Genomic DNA, 17,070 nt, shown 5'->3' on the forward strand with positions numbered 1-17,070 from the left:
CTGAACGTGGGAGTTGGGGCAGGCATCTTCGAGGCGGCCTGCTTCGAGTCGTATTCGAGTTGTACCTGGCGGTGAGACGGGGAAGTTCTAAGCGCAAGCCCGCTCTTCGAGCGCCGCCCTGACCCACCCGAATCCCACGCGCTCCTGCTCGAGCCGCAATCCATGGCGAATCCGGTTGTCGCGGAGGTCATCGAAGAGTTCCCGCTCTTTGGCAGTGAGCCGCGGCAGATCGCGCGTGACCTGATCGCCTTCTTCTCCCCAGAACGCTTCATGCGCCACCAGCGTCGCGCGGTCCATCAAGAACGATCCAACATGCGGGAACCGGCTGCGCAATTGATCGAGAATGGCGAAGCCGTGCGTGTCGATGTCGCCCCAGTAGTGGAGCGCACAGTCCGTGAGCCATCGCGCCGGCTCGAGAGCTTCCCAACCGTAGCCGGCCCCGAAGAGCACGATCGACTGCGGAACGTCGGGAAACGCCAAAAAATTTATCTCGTTTTCCGTAATGAACACGTGGCGGCATGGCAGTGTGAGGCGCGCGAAGCTGTCAGCGTCGAGTGCGATGTCGGGCCGGCCCATGCCGGGCAGAACGGCGAGCCTGTCATCGAGCGCGCGAAATCGAATCCGAGGCGGCTTCTCGCGGAACCCGTAGCGAGCAGCGAATTGGGCGGCGGCTGTCCGGCTGCTGTCGATTGACTCCGACGGCAGCACGAGATCGAGCCATTGGGCGAGGACGCCGCGCCGCGCCTCGATGAATTTCGTGTCGACGTTGGCGATTTCGGCTTGGCGAAGATATACGCCCGGCTGCGGATGTGCTTGCAGCCAATCGACGACTGCCAGCAGTCGTTCCCAATCGCCTGCGAATTCGAGTGCTTGCAACGGGCGCTGCGCAAGCCACGTGGTGAGCTTCGGCTGGCGGGAGCGTGTGATTTCGAGCAGCCGCTCGAACTGCGCTGCGTCGCGGCGCTTGCCGGCGACCGCGAGCGCATCGTCCAGACTGTCCACCCAAGCTGCTTGTGGCAAACGCTGCAGGCCGAGAATTCGATGATTGATTTCTCGCCATTCGATGCGTACGCGCGGTGTCGCGGCAATCTCCGCGATCCATGCGCGTACCGCGTCGAAGCGTTCGGCCAATTCGGACGAACTCGGGCCTTTTATCGTCAGACGTAGCGGGAACAGCCCCTCGGTGCCGTCTACGAGGCTCCGCAGCCATTCGCCACGCTCCCATAGGCGCTGGAGGCGAACGCGCAGTTCGGCGGTCGTCGTCCAATTCATTGCTCGAACTCCGCCTTGCGCGCGCGGTACTCCTCGATCGACAGGTTGCGCAGCTTCGAGGCGCGTCCGCCCTCGTTCTGAACGAATCCGACGCTCGAAACGAACGGCTCGATGATGTGAATCTTCTGCAGCGGCGTGACGATCAGCAGTTGCAGGTTCAGTTTTTGAAACAATGTGAGACCGTATTGCGCCGATTCGTCGGAGCCTCGTCCAAACGCCTCGTCGATGACGACGAAGCGGAACGATCGAGAACGCACGGCGCCCCATTCGAGGCCGAACTGATAGGCGAGACTCGCGGCAAGGATCGTATAGGCGAGCTTTTCCTTCTGGCCGCCCGATTTACCGCCCGAGTCCGAATAGTGCTCGTATTCGCTGTCGTCCTCACGCCAACGCTCGCTGGCGGCGAACAGAAACCAGTTGCGCACGTCGGTCACTTTGGCGCGCCAGCGCCGGTCCTGCTCGGTCAACCCTTCGCGGCCGCGGAAGCGGTCAATGATCCGTTTGACTTGCAGGAACTTGGTCTCCGAGTATTGGCTATCGTCCGAGCCGGTGAGTTCGCCCTCGGTGCAAGCACGCAGGTCGCTCTGGAATTCGCGGATCTCCGCGTCGGGGCTGGACTGACTCTCGAGGACGATGTATCGGCCCGCGTTGTAGTCGATTTGTCGCAACGATTCGTTGATGCGTTCGATACGTTCCTTGATCGTTTGCCGTTCGCGGGCGAGCTGGGCGTGGAAGTTGGCGATCTCGTTGATCGTATTGACGTTGAGCAGCTCTTTGAAACGCGCTTCGAAGCGCGGCAGATCGTCCGCTTGCAGCCGCGCGAGCATGTCACGGTACTCTGAGGTCGCGTCGAGGCTCGCATCGAAGTCGGCCGTTTCGAGCTTGTAGGCATCCTTGAAGGCCGCCATGGCCTTGACGATTTTTTCGGCAAGGCGGCCGAGCGACTTCGTTTCGTTGTCGATACGGGTTGTCAACGCCTCTCGCACGTCCCGCTCGCGGTTGTCGCATGACTCGACGGAAAGCTGGTGTTCGCCGAGAATCTCCGCTCGCAGCGCCTCGATTCGCTCGGCAAGTTCGGCATTCACTTGCGCAACGAGCGCGTGCGTCTCGTCGCGCAACGTTTGCGCTGCCTCCCGCCTGGCCAGGATACCGCCCAGTTCCGAATCGGTTTCCGAGATCGCCGCTTCACTCTCTGTCAACGACGCTTGCGCCGAGTCCAATTGGGCCGTTAGCTCCGCGAGGGCGTCGCTTGCCGCTTCGAGGCGGGCTTTTTCGTCTGCCAGACGTGCGATCGCGGTCGCGCAGCTTCCCCAGTCGATGTCGCGGAAGTCGACGAACTCGCCGATGCGCGCAAGCGCTTCGAGCTGCTCGCGCACCTTCGCGTGCTCGCTTTGAGCTTCTCCAAGCTTCTGTCCGATCTCGCCAAGCCGAACCTCGAGCGCTCGCCGTTGTGCTTCGAGGGCGGCAATTTTGGCCGTGTTGCTCCAACCCAGCACGTAGCGGCTGCGATCGTCAAGCGCGCGGCGGTCGTCTTTTTCGTGGCGCTCGCCAAGCGCTTTCGCCTGGCCCGCACGCGTGATCGCGCGCATCTCGCGCCGAAACTGCTCCTGCGTATCGCAGCATGCATAGTCGAACCGGCGGCCGATTTCGCGCTCGAGCCAGCCATAGAACAGCGAATCGGGCTTGATCGCGAGCTTGTGCGCGAGCGAGTGGCGGTGTAGCTCGATGGCCTCGGCTGCACGCGCGGCGCGTTCAGAGCGCACGCGAAAGTAGACGAGCCGCCCCCGGAGATGAGTGCGATCGACCCACGCCGCGACGTTCGCATAGTGCTCGTCGGGCACGAGCAGCGACAGGCCGAAGTTGCGCAGGACGCGCTCGGCGGCGCCCTCCCAATCGCGCGCATCCTCTTGCACCTGAATGAGTTCGCCGGCGAACGGCAGGGCGTCTTCCTCCAGACCGAGCGCCGAGCATAGGCTCGCCCGCATCGCGACTTGCTCCTTCGGGATGTTGTTACGTCGAGCTTTCAGGCTCGCGATTTCGTCCTCTAGCAGATCACGCTGCGCTTTCCCTTCGCGAAAGGCCACGCTCCATTCGGTAATCGCATTTTGCTCTTGCGCTTCGTCGTCGACGAGCGAGCTGCGCCGCTCGGCCAGACGTTGGCGTTGGGAAGCGAATGCGGCCTCATCCGTGGCCTCGGTTTCGCCGAGCAGCGTAACGATGGCGGCATAGCGTTGCGCGCGTTCGCGGCGACGCGCGCTTTCTCGCTCGTGCTGGCGGATTTCGACCTCGAGCTGCGCGATGCGATCGCCGCCTTGTTCGGCCACGGCGCGGCGCAAATCGTCCACGCGCTGGCGCGCCTGGTCGCGCGCTTCTTCGTGCCGCGCCTTGCGTGATATTGCTCGCGCGTGATCCTCGTCGAGCAATTGGAGGCGGCGCTCGATGAGGCCGAGCTTGAGCCCGGCGAAGTAGGGTTTCAGTGCTTCACGGCACGCTCGCCAGCCTTCGAGAACGTGTCCTTGCTCGCTGTGGCGATCGCAGTCGTCGACGAGCGGTGTCAGCAGTTCCACCTGGCGCTTGGCTTTCAGTACCGCCTCGTGCGCGCGATTCAGATCGTCGAAGTGAGTGATCAGTGCGTCGACGCGCGGTGCAACGTCGAACGGCTCAAGCATGTGGCTGCGTACGAAGTCGGTGAGATTGCCCACCGATTTCATCGATACCGTTTGATGGAAGAGCTCGAGCGCTTGCTCGTTTTCGATTCCGAAGCGCCGCCGGAACCAGGCGCTGTATTTCGGAAAGGTGTCCTCGATTTCGGCACCCAGCCCGCGCAGCTTTTTGCGCAGCTGTGCGATGTCGGTGCCGAAGCGCGAGAAGTCAGCGGCGATCGAGAGATCGCGTTCGGCACAGACGAAGAATCGCGCGGGTTGAGCCTGTGCGTCTTTCATCCAGAACACCTGCGCGAGTGTGACTGTGGCATCGTACCCGGCGTTACGAAACACGCCCAAAACCACCGAATAGCTGTTATGGTCGCGCAGGCTCACGGGCCTGGCCGTCCCCGTGACCTCGTTGCGCTCCGACTTGTAGTAGCCAAGCACATACGAGCGTAACGTACGTTCCTTGCTGTCCGCGCCTGCCGCCTTGTTGTAGGCGATGCGCTGCGCGGGCACGAGGAGGGTGGTGATCGCGTCGACGAGCGTCGACTTGCCGGAGCCGATGTCTCCTGTCAGCAGGCCGTTGCGGCCATCGACCCGCAGCACCCAGACTCGTTGGTCGAAGGTTCCCCAATTGAAAACCTCGAGCCGCTCGAGGCGAAAGCCCGTCAGGGCGTCGTCGACTGCAAAATCGAGGCCGAGCGTGCGCGGCTCATTCATCGCGACTCTCCTGTTGGTCAGAAACCGTCGAATCTTGAAGGTGGTGCGCCCGATAGCTCGCGAGCCGTGCGTCGAAATCGAGCAGCCATTGCGCATCGACGAACGCCTTGAGAATGCGCCGCACCTCGAATGTGGGCGGTCCGCTCGTGGTCTTCATCCGGCGTAGGAAGCCGAGCTCGACGATCTTGTTCACGTGCGTATCGATCTGATCGACCAGGCGCGCCTCGTTGGTGCTCGCGGGAAGGAATACGCGTACGAGCTCGACGATGTCCTCGCGCGCAAGGACGAGCCGCGTGTCGCCGCCGCCAGCATCCCATTCCGCCAGCTTCTTTCGCAGCAGCGCGAGCAGCAGGCTCACGGGGAACGAGAGTGGACGCCGGGCAACGAGCCGGGGTAGCTTAGCCTGTTCCCCATCGACTTCAGCGTCATGCGCGGCGCGGCTTTTTACGAAGGCGTAGCCTTCCGCCTCGTCCACGACGAGCTCGAGGCCAAGCACGGCGACGTAGTCGCGCGCGTGCGTCTGCAATTCGAGCAGTGCGGCCCAGAGGCGCTCGTTTCCATCACGATAAACCACGCCCTTGAGCAGCGCGATGGCAACTGTCGACAAATCGCCTCGACCAGGCGACGAGGCTTGCTGTTCTTCCGTCATCTCTACCTTGTGAAAATCACACGCGGCATCGTCGTGCGCTTAATGATTGGTGTTCCGTTGGCGTCGTTCGCCTGCCACTCGATCGTATCGGAAATGGTCTCATCGACGGTCGCGCGAAATGATCCAGCTTCGGCGCTCAGTTGCAAATAGGCGACGAGCTCGGCGAGCCCATGCTCGAGAGGCTGCGAAGCGGTCAGTTCGGCAAGCGTCACTTGCGGCCGATCTTGCAGGCATCGGCGGATATGGCCTGCGAGGCGCGCGCGATCGACGACGATCTGCGTGTAGAGTGCCGAGGCATCGAGGTTCGCCTCACCGGTTTCGATCGAGACGTTGGCAATGAGTGGGCGCAGCGCCGGCGCGTAAAGCGGGCGTTCCATCGGCAGCTCGATGTCAGTGGATGCGGTCTCGATCTCCATGACGGAGCCTGGTGGGGGCGCTTCGCGCAGCGCAAGCGCTTTCGTTTCGATACCGCGCAGAATGTCCATGATGCGGCGGTTTTCGAGCCACGCTTGATCGTCGAGGAAGCGTCGAAGCTGCTGCGAGAGCTGAGCTACCGTGCGCTGCGTATGCTCGCCGGCTTCCAGCCAGTCATAGTGGACGCGCTGTGTGCGCGCGTCGGGCCTCATTTCCATGACCGCCGGCAGCGCCAGCACGCGCTCGAGCCGTTTCGAGAGTTCCTCTTGACGGCGGCTCGACATCAGGAAGTCCCAAAACGCCCGGAAGCTGCTGCCCTGGTCCGAATCGGCGATCGCGTCGCGCTCGCCCATGATTTCCTCGATGAGCGCACCCTTCGATCCTTCCCAGAGCGCGATTCGCTCGCGTACATGTCGGTCCAGCAGCCGAAAGTTTTGTTCGACTTCACGGAAATCCGTGAGCAGGTCGCGCGCCATCTGCATGAATTGCTGAAAGCGGTCCTTGAGCGCGGCATCGTCGAGCAGCCGAACGTCACCGGCCTCCACGCGGGCGATTTCTTCGTCGATCTGGCCGCGCCGCGTGTGGAGCTCGGCAAGACGCTTTTCGGGGTCCGCCTCGCTGCCTTCGCCCATCTGCCGCAGCAGCTCGAAAAGTGTCAAGAGCCTCGATTCCGTGCCGACAAAGCTGCGTTCCGTCAGCGTGCCGAGCCACGCGATCGCTTTCTCCGTGGCGGGTGTCAGGTCGAACTGCGGTTCATCGGAACCTTGGCGATAGTACTTGCGCAACCATCCCTTTTCAGGGCTGGCCCAGTCGTTCAGATACGCGAGCGCCGGCTTCGGGAAGGCGTCATCGCCGAGTTGTTCGCGCAACGCGTAAAGCTCATCTTCGAGTGCTTCGGCAAGAAGCGGAGCCGCCACCACGCGCACGTTTGGCGCGACGAACACGCGGTGCAGGAAGCTGACGGCGAGCGGCGCGTGGTCGGAGCGTAACAGGCGCCAAGCGGGATGGCGCGTGCGCAGCGCATCGAGGGTAGGGTAGTCGAGGGGCATCGGTGCGAGATGACGGGTTCGGCACCCCTGAGGAGATCGCCGATCTTTGGCTCAAAAGGCCAGTATCCTACTCCGATTGTCATCCCAATTTTGCAAGGCTCCGCTCTGGAATGAGTCTCACGGTGTTTCTGGCGGTGTACGTGGGCGCCCGCGCAGGGGTTCGCTCACGGTATCGACGACGGTATCGGATCGGCTTCAGATGCTCGGTCTTGCTGGCTTTTTAAACGGAGCGGGTGCCGATTGTCCAATGCCGTGCAATGGAAGCCATTAACTGCCGAGCCAGAATTTCGGTATGACTGACGGTATCGACCCCGCGTGACCAGGCGGAAACGCCGTTCCCACAAGGCTCCAGCCGGCTGATTGACGATCGAGTGGGCGTGATTGGACGTCCCGCACGTACCGGCACGATCGGAGGACCTGATGCGCCGGAATACGCTGGCAATTCTGTTCTCGCAACGACACCTCGCCCTTGCACCGCGCGCGACGACTACCGCGGCGCTCGCGCGATCAGATCGTCGAGCAGCGCCGCGTAGGTGGCGACCAGCTGACGGTTCCTGGCAGGTAGCTGCCGCCGCGACTCGCGTCAGAACCCGAAGACCCGCAGCGCGTTGTTGCCGCGGATCGCCTCGCATTGCTCCTTCGGCAGACGCGCGGTGTTGGCGAACGCGCCGCGAATGTCGTACACCTGATGCGGCCAGTCGGTGCCGAACATCACGCGATCCGCGCCGACCACCGAGACGAGAAATTCGAACGACGCCGGGCTATACGTGATGCAGTCGTAGTAGATATGGCGCAGATAATCGATCGGCTTGCGCTTCATCTTGCGACGTTGCGGGATCTCGACCTCGTTGCCTTTCTCGAAGCGGCCCGCCAGATAAGGCAACGCACCGCCCGCATGTGACGCGATGAGCTTCAGATCCGGATACTGATCGAAGAAGCCTTCGAAGATCATCCGCGTGATGGCGAGCGTCGTGTCGAACATGAAACCGACCGCCCAGCTCAGATCGAACTTCGTCATGTCCATCAGATCGACGCCGGGCGGATCGGTCGGATGCACGAGCACCGGCAACGCGCGACGGTCGATCTCGGCCCAGATCGGCGCGAACATCGGATCGGTGAGGCTGCGTCCCGCGATGTTCGCGAGCACCATCACGCCGCTCGCACCGTTCTCGCAGGTGCGGCGCAGTTCTTCGAGCGCCGCTTCCGGATATTCCCACGGCAGCGACGTGAACCAGCGGATGCGGCCGGGATATCTGGCCTGTGCTTCGGCGATCGTGTCGTTCGATTCGCGCGCGGCGAGGCAACTGGTTGCCTGATCGCCCCAGTACACGTTCGGGCAGGTCAGCGACACGACCGAAATATCGATGCCCGATTCATCCATCTGGCGGATCCGCATGTCGAAATCGAAGTGGCCTTTTTGCGGAATCACGACCGGCGTGTTGCCGCGAAACACTTCCTGCTGACCGTCGGGGCGCGTCTGAATGTTGTACGCACCGCCGCGCTGCCGCAGCAGTTCGAGCCATTTGTGCGTGAAGATGTGCGTATGAACGTCAATGACAGGCATGCGGGATCTCCCGGAGAAAGTGCGGGTGAGAGGAAAACGGGGATGAACGGGCTACTGGGTGGCGAACTCGTTCACCGGCGCGGCGCGGCGTTTCAGCATGAACGCGCCGATCAGGCCGAGCGCGAAGAACACCGCGCAGAAATGCGCAGGCATCATGTTGTTGCCAGTCACGTGCAGCAGCCACGTCAGCACCATCGGCGAGAAGCCGCCGAAAACGGCCGCGCCGATGTTGTACGAGATCGCGAGGCCGGTCGAGCGGACTTCGGTCGGGAACAGGCCGGCGAGCGCGGTCGGAATCGGCGCGTTCGACGCGCTGATCAGCAGCGCGAAGCCGAGTTCGACGGACATGATCGACGCGAACGACGGCGCGTTGACGATCCAGTAGTAAGCGGGGTACAGCACGACGAGAAACAGCGCGAGCGCGACGCGAATCATGCGCTCGCCGCCGATGCGATCCGCGAGATGACCGAATAGAGGAATCGTCACCACGCGCAGCAGCACGCTCGCGAGCAGCACGGAAAACGGCAGCGTCACCGGCATATGCAGGTTCTGCACCGCGTAAATCGGCAGATACGTGATGATCACGTAGGCCATCACGGTGAGCGCGGCCGACAGCGCGGTCGCGACGAACAATTCGCGCGGATAGCGCATCACGACGCGCGAGAACGGCACCTTCACACGCGCGCCGAGCTTCTGGAACGCCTCGGTTTCGGGCAGGTTGCGGCGGATATAGAAGCCGACCGGGCCGATCAGCAGACCAAGCAGGAACGGAATGCGCCATGCCCACGACTCGAGCGCCTCATGCGTGAACAGATGCGTGAGCGCGCTGCCCATCGCGACCGCGCATGAAATCCTGCCGACCGTCGAGCGGATGCTGCGTGATCTCGAGTCGATCCAGTCGAGCGTGAAGGAGCTGGCCGGGCGCGAGCGCGGTCGGCTGCGCTTCGCGGCGACGCCGTCGATCGCGGCGGCGATCGTGCCGAAACTGCTCGCCGAATATCGCGCGCTGTACCCGAATATCGAGGTCTCGGTCGACGACGCCGCGCCCGATCGCCTGACCGCGTCGACGCTGACAGGCGACGTCGAGTTTGGCATCGGCACGATCAGCGAGCGCCCCGACGGCATCACGCTGCAATGCCTCGCGCGCGACAACTTGTGCGCGATCTGCCGCAAGGATTCGGCACTCGCGAAAAAGCGGCGTGTGAGCTGGAAGGATGCGCTGCAGTATCCATGGCTCGGCATCAAGTCGACGAGCGGCATCCGCAAGTTGATCGACGAAACGTTGTTCACGCTCGGCATGCGCAAGGCGGTCGAGTACGAAGTGTCCTATATGACGACCGGGCTTTCGATGGTGCAGGCCGGTCTCGGCATCGCGATTTTTCCGGGCATTCTGCTCGGGTCGTTTCCACATCGCGATCTGCTCGCGCGCAGGCTCGAAGCGCCGCTCGTCACACGCGACGTGAATCTGATCCGACGCGCCGAGCATTCGCTGTCGCCGGCGGCCGAGTCGTTTATCGAGCTTTGGTACAAACGCATCGGCAAGTCGGCCGATCTGTAGCGCGTCGCAGTTGCACACGGCTTGTCGTACTGTATGAATATACAGTATCATGACTGCAATGGGCCGCTTGCGCGGCGGTGTGCGGATCGACGGAAAGAATCAACGAAGGAACGAGGCGCGATGCCTGAACAACTGTGGTTGCCCGGGCTCGAGGCGCCGTCCCCGCCCACCGACGGGCTCTTTTTCGCGGTCTATCCCGATGCCAATACCGCGGCCGGTATCGCGAAGTTCGCGCAGCAGCTTTGTGCGGAGGCACGCATGCGCAGCGGCGTGCGTAGCGGCGGGCACAGCGGCGTGCGCGGCAAACCGCTCGCGGCGAACCGCTTGCACGTCACGCTCAGGCATCTCGGCAATTTCGCGGGCGGTTTGCCGGCGGATGTGGTCGAGGCGGCGAAACGGGCGGCCGCGGCGGTCAGCATGGCGCCATTTACGGTCGAATTCGACGCGGTCGCCAGCTTCGCGAAAAGGCCGCGGCTCGGGCCGGCGGTGCTGGTGGGCGAGCACGGTGTGCACGGACTGCAGGCGCTTCACGATGCGCTCGAAGCGGGCTTGCGCGACGACGGCATCGAGCCCGACGCACGTTTTACGCCGCACGTGACGCTGGCGTACGGGATGCAGTGGATCGAGCGCCGTACGGCCGAGGCGGCTTGCTGGAATGTGCGCGAGTTTGCGCTGATGCACAGCCTGCTGGGACGGACCAGACATGTCGTCCTCGCACGGTGGCCGTTGGTGGGGCCGGGCTGAGGGAGGGGCGTAGGCCACCTCGGTAACGAATTCGCGGCTGTTTCGCGAGGCGCCGGCTAGAACCGCACGCTCGTCCCGCAGCCCCCGGCATAGGCGCCGCCGCTCGCCGCGGCGCCACCGCAAAAAACGCCGCAGCCGGAAAGCAGCACGGCCGCGGTAATCGCCGCCATTGCGCTACGCACGCCGATCCGCCGAGACGCTTGCTGGCCCCCTCGCACTGGCTGCGCGGCGCAGATCGGATGCGGTTCCGCGACGGGAAGAGCACTGGGACGGCCGATCGGTTTGAATGGCATGGCGGCATCAAATTCGACGAGAGGGAACCTCTGCGTGCCGCGCCGGTTAAGCGCCGCGCGCATTGTGCGACTGGATGACTTACTCTAAGTCCACGCTGAAGTACCGTCAAATGCCGGGTTGCCGGCAAATCGGCGCCTTTATGCCGTCAAGTGAGCACGGAGCGCCCGTGCGCTCCCTGATAGAATGCTCGGGCCGCAACGTTGTGGATTGCAGATGAAATTGCTTGATGCGCTTGTCGAACAGCGTATTGCCGCCGCCGCGCGCGGAGAGTTCGACGACTTGCCGGGTGCGGGCGCGCTGCTAGCCCTCGACGACGATGCGTTGGTGCCGGAAGAGGTGCGCGTCGCCAACCGGATTCTGAAAAATGCGGGCTTCGTGCCGCCCGCCGTCGAGCAGCTTCGCGCGTTGCGCGATCTGCAAACGGAGCTGAATGCCGTGAGCGATCAGCCGACCCGTTGCCGTCTCCAGGCGCGCATGCTCGCGCTCGATATGGCGCTCGAATCGCTGCGCGGCGGCCCGATGGTCCTGCCGCGCGAATATTGCCGCCGCATCGCGGAGCGTCTCTCTGAGCGCGTGGGCAATGTCGATGTGGCCGCCGCGGGTTCGCAGTGAACGAGCCGCTCCCGTGTGCCGCCTCGATCGGCTCTTCTGCGCAAGCCGAGGCCGGTGAGAAATCCGTTGGCGCTTGCATCGGCGCGGTCTTCGCACCGGCGGCTGATCACCCGATGGCCGCTGCCGCCATCCCTCCCGGAAATTCCGACGCTGCCATCATCTCCGAACGCGACCTGCGCTTCATGGCGCTCGCTCAGGCCGCCGCCGAAGAAGCGCGCGCAGCTGGCGAAGTACCGGTCGGCGCGGTGCTCGTGTGCGGCGACGAAGTCATCGCCACGGGCTTCAATCATCCGATCGGCGCGCATGATCCGTCCGCGCACGCCGAAATGGTTGCGCTGCGCGCAGCCGCGCAGTCGCTCCAAAACTATCGTCTGCCGGGTTGCGAACTCTATGTGACGCTCGAGCCTTGCCTGATGTGCGCCGGCGCGATCATGCACGCGCGCATCGCCCGTGTCGTGTTCGGCGCGCGCGATCCAAAAACCGGCGCGTGCGGCAGCGTGGTCGATGCGTTCGCGAATCCTCAGTTGAACCATCACACGACGGTCAGCGGCGGCGTCCTCGAAGCCGAATGCGGTGCCGCGCTCAGGTCGTTTTTTGCCGAGCGGCGTCGGACGGGTCGCGCAGCCCGCGCGGCGGCGCGCGGCGAAACGGCTGAAGCGGCCGAAGCGGCCGTGGACACCGCCACACCCTCCAGCAGCGAACCGCCCCCAACCACGCCGCTCTAAAACAACAACGCCCAACGGGTCTCGCCATGACCGCATCTCGCACCATCGAACTGATTGCGCCATCCGGCTATCCGCATGATCCGGAGGTGCTGCATCGCGCGCTGCATCGGCTGCGTGCGCAGGGGCATCGAGTCGACGGCGAGGAGGCCGCGAAGCGCCGCTACCAGCGCTTCGCGGGCACCGACGGCGAGCGCGCGGCCGATCTGAACCGGCTCGCCGATCCATCGCGTGAGCTGCCCGATGTCGTGTTGGCCGTGCGCGGCGGCTACGGCGCGGTGCGGATTCTGCACGGTCTCGACTACGAGGGGCTGCAGCGGCGGCTCGCCGATCAGCCGATAGCGCTGGTCGGTCACAGCGACTTCACCGCGATCCAACTGGCGCTGCTCGCGCGCGCCGGCTTGAAGACCTTCGGCGGCCCGATGCTGATGAGTGATTTCGGCGCCGAGCAGCTCAGCGAATTCACGATGCGGCATTTCTGGTCGGCGTTGACGCAGCCGACCATCACGGTCGCGAGCGACACGCCGCAAGCGCAGAGCGTCGACGTAACGGGCACGCTGTGGGGCGGCAATCTGGCGGTGGTGGCGTCGCTTGTCGGCACGCCGTACATGCCGCCGGTGCGGGGCGGCATCCTGTTCGTCGAGGACGTCAACGAGCAGCCGTTCCGCATCGAGCGGATGATCTATCAACTGCATCTGGCCGGCATCCTCGCGCAGCAGAAGGCGCTCGTGCTCGGTGATTTCTCGGGCGGCAAGCCGTACGACTACGACAACGGCTACGACCTGCACGCGATGGTCGAGCAAGTGCGCTCGCTGATCGGCATTCCTGTCGTGACGGGGCTGCAGTTCGGACACGTTCATAACATGGTGACGCTGCCGGTCGGCGCGGACGCGCATCTGGTCGCCAATGCGCATGGCTTCAGGCTGACGGCGTCGGGCTATCCGAGCATTGGCTGAAGCCGTCGTGGGCGGGGCGGAGGCGGGCGGATCGCCCGCTTTTTTTGCGTCAGTAACGCAACTAACTGTCAGTATTTCCACCCTCACCACCTCCAAACCCATCGCCAATGTTTTCAGTTTTTGTTGACAAAAACTGGCTGCCAGTACTCGTCTTGGCATTATAAAAACCGGGTAAGATTCCCGCCAGACAGCCGCGCAGCTTGGCTCACAGCCTTCCGCTGACGCAACGTAGCACAAAAACTGTCGAAAATCGACGCAAAAATTGTTGACAATATTTGTGTCCGTCCTATGATGACCAACATACCGAGACGCCAATCATGTCCGACACCGAATCCGTCGCGAACAGTTCGAAGCCCGAAGCAATCGCCGAGCGCATCCGCGCGGCGATCCTCGAGCACCGGCTGGCACCCGGCGCGAAGCTCACCGAAGCTCAGCTATGCGAAGTATTCGGTGTGAAGCGCGGCCCCATCCGCCAGGCGCTGTCGCAGCTGGCGAGTGAGCGCCTCGTCGATCTCGAGCCGAATCGTGGCGCGTTCGTCGCGAGTCCGTCGCTGCAGGAGGTGCACGAGGTGTTCGAAATGCGCCGCATCATCGAGCTGGCCGTCGTCGAAAAGATCTGTAGCGGACACGGCATGCGGCGTCTGAAGAACATCGGCGGCATGATCGGCCGGGAACGCAAGGCATTCGAAACGCGGGATTTTCCGGCATGGATCCGCTTGTCGGGCGAGTTTCATACGGAGCTCGCGAACCTGACCGGCAACTCAGTGCTGTGCGATTGCCTGAATGGGCTGGTCGCGCGTTCCACGCTGATTTCCGCGCTGTACGAATCGCTCGGACGCAGCCCGTGCTCGTTCGAGGACCACGAAGCGATTCTCGCCGCGCTCGACGCCGGCGATGCGAAGCAGGCGGCCGCGCTGATGTCGCGCCATCTGCAAAGCGTCGAGTTGAAGATGCTGGAGCGCCCCGCGCGCGGGGCAGCGGATCTGCATGAAGTATTCGGCGCGCTTGCGTCGAAAGAAGCATCCACCTAGACAGCCGAAGCCGACTCCACCCCAGGCTGAGGCAAGCAGCAGGCGAGCGCCCGTTCGTGGTGCGCGCCGCACTGAATTGAACTGAACCGATAGATGCACGGCCAGGCGGCCTCGCGTGAGCGCCGCCGGCCTGAACACGCACGTCCGTCGCGAGACGACGGAGCTCGGGTAGCGACGCATCGCCGGAAAGCCGCGGCGGCTGGCGATGCGACAACCACAAGTACGTCAGTACGGAGACACGCGCGGCACGGTCCGGGACCACGACGCCGACTTCTTCGACCCACGCGGGACGAGAAGCGAGCAACTGGCATGGCCGATGCAATGTCCGTCGATGCTCTTTCGACGGTCCCTATCCAAAGGAGGAATCATGGCTCAGTTCAGTGCAGCGCCAGGCGGTCACCCCATCTCCAACTATCCGGACGGTACGGCTCAAACCGATCCGTCGATGCCGGCCGGCTACAGCGAGCGGCTCTACAACGAGGACCTCGCGCCGCTGCGCGCGCAGAACTGGAGCGCGTACAACATCTTCGCGTTCTGGATGTCGGACGTGCATAGCGTGGGTGGCTATGTATTCGCGGGGAGTCTGTTCGCGCTCGGCCTGACGAGCTGGCAGGTGCTGGTGTCGCTGCTGATCGGCATCACGCTCGTGAACGTGCTGTGCAACCTGATCGCGAAGCCGAGCCAGCTGAACGGCGTGCCGTATCCGGTCGCGTGTCGCGCGACCTTCGGCGTGCTCGGCGCGAATGTCCCCGCAGTGATCCGCGGCCTGATCGCGGTCGCGTGGTATGGCATCCAGACCTATCTCGCGTCGAGCGCGCTCGTGATCGTCGTGCTGAAGTTCGTGCCGCAACTGCTGCCGTACGCGGACGTGCATCGGCATGGCCTGCTCGGTCTGTCGACGCTCGGCTGGGCGGGCTTCATGCTGCTGTGGGTACTGCAGGCGCTGGTGTTCTGGCACGGCATGGAGACCATCAAGAAGTTCATCGACTTCGCCGGGCCAGCCGTCTACGTCGTGATGTTCATTCTCGCCGGCTACATGGTGTATCGCGCGGGTTGGCGCAACATCGGCATCAACCTCGGCGGCGTCAAATATCACGGCATGGAAGTGGTGCCGGTGATGATCACGGCGATTTCGCTGGTGGTGTCGTACTTCTCCGGACCGATGCTGAATTTCGGTGACTTCTCGCGCTACGGCAGGAGCTTTCGCAGCGTCAAGCGCGGCAACTTCTGGGGCCTGCCGGTCAACTTCCTCGCGTTCTCGCTCGTCACGGTGATCACCACCGCGGCCACGCTGCCGGTGTTCGGCGAACTGATTACGGACCCGGTCGAGACGGTGGGCCGCATCGACTATCCGATGGCCGTGATTCTCGGCGCGCTGACCTTCACGATCGCGACGATCGGCATCAACATCGTCGCGAACTTCGTGTCGCCGGCCTTCGACTTCTCGAACGTTGCACCGCGTCTGATCAGCTGGCGCGCGGGCGGCATGCTCGCGGCGGTCGCGTCGGTGTTCATCACGCCGTGGAACCTGTTCAACAATCCGGCCGTGATCCACTACACGCTCGACGTGCTCGGCAGCTTCATCGGGCCTTTGTACGGCGTCCTGATCGTCGACTTCTACCTCGTCAAGCGTCAGAAGATCGTGCTCGACGATCTGTACACGGTCGCGCCGAGCGGCTCGTACTGGTATCGCAACGGCGTCAACTATCGCGCAGTGGCCGCGTTGCTGCCGGCCGCGCTGATCGCGGTGATCTGCGTGATGGTGCCGGGGCTCGACGGCTGCGCGAATTTCTCGTGGTTCATCGGCGCGGGACTCGGCATGCTGTTTTACCGGATGCTCGCACGCTGAGTTTCACGGGCTTTCGTCGCTGCAATAACGAGTCGAACAGGAGTCGCCATGCGTATCAAACTGATCAATCCGAACACGACGCGCCGCATGACCGAGGCGATGGGGCGCTGCGCGCGCGACGTCGCCGCGCCCGGCACCGACGTGATCGCCGTCAATCCGACGATGGGGCCGCCGTCGATCGAGGGCTATTACGACGAAGCGCTCGCCACGCCCGGTCTGCTCGCCGAAGTCGAGGCCGGCGAACGGGACGGCTGTGACGGCTACGTGATCGCGTGCTTCGGCGACCCCGGTCTCTATGCGGCCCGCGAGTTGGCGCGCGGCCCGGTGATCGGCATCGCCGAGGCGGCGATGCACGCGGCGAGCGTGCTCGCGCCGGGCTTTTCGGTCGTGACGACGCTCGCGCGCACCTGCGGCATGGCCTGGCATCTGGCCGAGCGCTACGGCATGAAGCGCTTCTGCCGCAACGTGCGTGCGACCGACGTCGCCGTGCTCGATCTCGACCAGCCGGGCTCGGCGGCGCGCCGCATCATCCTCGACGAATGCCGGCGCGCGCTCGCCGAGGACGGCTCGGACGCGATCGTGCTCGGCTGCGCGGGCATGGCCGAACTGTGCGCGGAGATCGAGGATGCGCTCGGCGCGCCGGTGATCGAAGGCGTGACGGCGGCCGTCAAATGGACCGAGGCGCTGGTGACGCTGCGTCTCGCGACGGCCAAGCGCGGCGACTACGCGCGGCCGCTCGCGAAGCGCTACGACGGCGCGCTCGCGTCGTTCAGCCCCGGTCCGCTGCGGGTAAACGCCGAGTCGGCGGACACGCACATACACTCGCTGTAACACGCACTATCTGCCCGGCTGTATGGGCGCACCGGGGTGTTTTCGCTACACTGGGTCAACTCGGCGCTGCGGTTTCCGCAGCCGCCGAAGCCGCCCGTTGCGTGGCTACACGTGTGAACCCCGCACCGTTGCCGAGGGGTTTCGAACCGCGTTCACG

14 protein-coding genes are annotated in these 17,070 nt (G+C 64.0%); 8 read left to right on the top strand and 6 right to left on the bottom strand.

The window, feature by feature from the left end:
- Positions 1 to 87: 87 nt before the first annotated feature.
- The 6 genes from F6X37_RS04750 to F6X37_RS04775 all read right to left on the bottom strand — a co-directional run bounded on the left by F6X37_RS04750 (position 88) and on the right by F6X37_RS04775 (position 9,150).
- Positions 88 to 1,272 (bottom strand): Wadjet anti-phage system protein JetD domain-containing protein, encoded by a 1,185-nt coding sequence (locus F6X37_RS04750; RefSeq protein WP_090800543.1) that lies wholly within the window; start codon positions 1,270 to 1,272, stop codon positions 88 to 90.
- Positions 1,269 to 4,640 (bottom strand): ATP-binding protein, encoded by a 3,372-nt coding sequence (locus F6X37_RS04755; protein ID WP_187610488.1) that lies wholly within the window; start codon positions 4,638 to 4,640, stop codon positions 1,269 to 1,271. The genes F6X37_RS04750 and F6X37_RS04755 overlap by 4 nt, the downstream gene beginning before the upstream one ends.
- Positions 4,633 to 5,289 (bottom strand): DUF4194 domain-containing protein, encoded by a 657-nt coding sequence (locus F6X37_RS04760; RefSeq protein ID WP_090800540.1) that lies wholly within the window; start codon positions 5,287 to 5,289, stop codon positions 4,633 to 4,635. The genes F6X37_RS04755 and F6X37_RS04760 overlap by 8 nt, the downstream gene beginning before the upstream one ends.
- A 2-nt stretch (positions 5,290 to 5,291) precedes the next feature.
- Positions 5,292 to 6,752 (bottom strand): DUF3375 domain-containing protein, encoded by a 1,461-nt coding sequence (locus F6X37_RS04765; RefSeq protein ID WP_187610489.1) that lies wholly within the window; start codon positions 6,750 to 6,752, stop codon positions 5,292 to 5,294.
- A 583-nt stretch (positions 6,753 to 7,335) separates the two neighbouring features.
- On the bottom strand, positions 7,336 to 8,316 hold the full coding sequence (locus F6X37_RS04770) for an amidohydrolase family protein (protein ID WP_187610490.1): 981 nt from the start codon (positions 8,314 to 8,316) through the stop codon (positions 7,336 to 7,338).
- A gap of 51 nt (positions 8,317 to 8,367) precedes the next feature.
- Positions 8,368 to 9,150 carry a hypothetical protein gene (locus F6X37_RS04775; RefSeq protein WP_187610491.1) on the bottom strand — a complete coding sequence of 261 codons (783 nt, stop codon included), beginning with the start codon at positions 9,148 to 9,150 and terminating at the stop codon, positions 8,368 to 8,370.
- On the opposite strand from F6X37_RS04775, the gene F6X37_RS04780 reads away from it, so the two are divergent.
- From F6X37_RS04780 to F6X37_RS04815, 8 genes are all read left to right on the top strand, one after another.
- The gene (locus tag F6X37_RS04780) at positions 9,134 to 9,874 is read left to right on the top strand and encodes a LysR substrate-binding domain-containing protein (RefSeq protein WP_187610492.1); all 741 of its coding nucleotides are present in this window, start codon (positions 9,134 to 9,136) and stop codon (positions 9,872 to 9,874) included. The two genes, F6X37_RS04775 and F6X37_RS04780, sit on opposite strands and share 17 nt — an antisense overlap.
- A gap of 120 nt (positions 9,875 to 9,994) precedes the next feature.
- Positions 9,995 to 10,618, top strand: a complete 624-nt coding sequence (locus F6X37_RS04785) for a 2'-5' RNA ligase family protein (RefSeq protein ID WP_187610493.1) — start codon at positions 9,995 to 9,997, stop codon at positions 10,616 to 10,618.
- A 507-nt stretch (positions 10,619 to 11,125) separates the two neighbouring features.
- Positions 11,126 to 11,524 carry a DnaJ family domain-containing protein gene (locus tag F6X37_RS04790; protein ID WP_187610494.1) on the top strand — a complete coding sequence of 133 codons (399 nt, stop codon included), beginning with the start codon at positions 11,126 to 11,128 and terminating at the stop codon, positions 11,522 to 11,524.
- A complete protein-coding gene (tadA, locus tag F6X37_RS04795) occupies positions 11,521 to 12,249 on the top strand; it encodes a tRNA adenosine(34) deaminase TadA (RefSeq protein WP_187610495.1) in 729 nt (242 codons plus the stop codon). Before F6X37_RS04790 ends, tadA begins: the two co-directional genes overlap by 4 nt.
- A gap of 26 nt (positions 12,250 to 12,275) precedes the next feature.
- Positions 12,276 to 13,202 carry a muramoyltetrapeptide carboxypeptidase gene (ldcA, locus tag F6X37_RS04800; protein ID WP_187610496.1) on the top strand — a complete coding sequence of 309 codons (927 nt, stop codon included), beginning with the start codon at positions 12,276 to 12,278 and terminating at the stop codon, positions 13,200 to 13,202.
- A gap of 317 nt (positions 13,203 to 13,519) precedes the next feature.
- Positions 13,520 to 14,233: a GntR family transcriptional regulator gene (locus tag F6X37_RS04805; RefSeq protein WP_187610497.1), complete on the top strand. Its 714-nt coding sequence runs from the start codon at positions 13,520 to 13,522 to the stop codon at positions 14,231 to 14,233.
- 367 nt (positions 14,234 to 14,600) lie between these two features.
- A complete protein-coding gene (locus F6X37_RS04810; RefSeq protein WP_187610498.1) occupies positions 14,601 to 16,082 on the top strand; it encodes an NCS1 family nucleobase:cation symporter-1 in 1,482 nt (493 codons plus the stop codon).
- A gap of 48 nt (positions 16,083 to 16,130) precedes the next feature.
- Positions 16,131 to 16,913 (top strand): aspartate/glutamate racemase family protein, encoded by a 783-nt coding sequence (locus tag F6X37_RS04815; protein ID WP_187610499.1) that lies wholly within the window; start codon positions 16,131 to 16,133, stop codon positions 16,911 to 16,913.
- The last annotated feature ends 157 nt before the right edge of the window (positions 16,914 to 17,070 follow it).

Source organism: Paraburkholderia sp. 31.1 (assembly GCF_014397645.1).
Lineage (GTDB): Bacteria > Pseudomonadota > Gammaproteobacteria > Burkholderiales > Burkholderiaceae > Paraburkholderia > Paraburkholderia tuberum.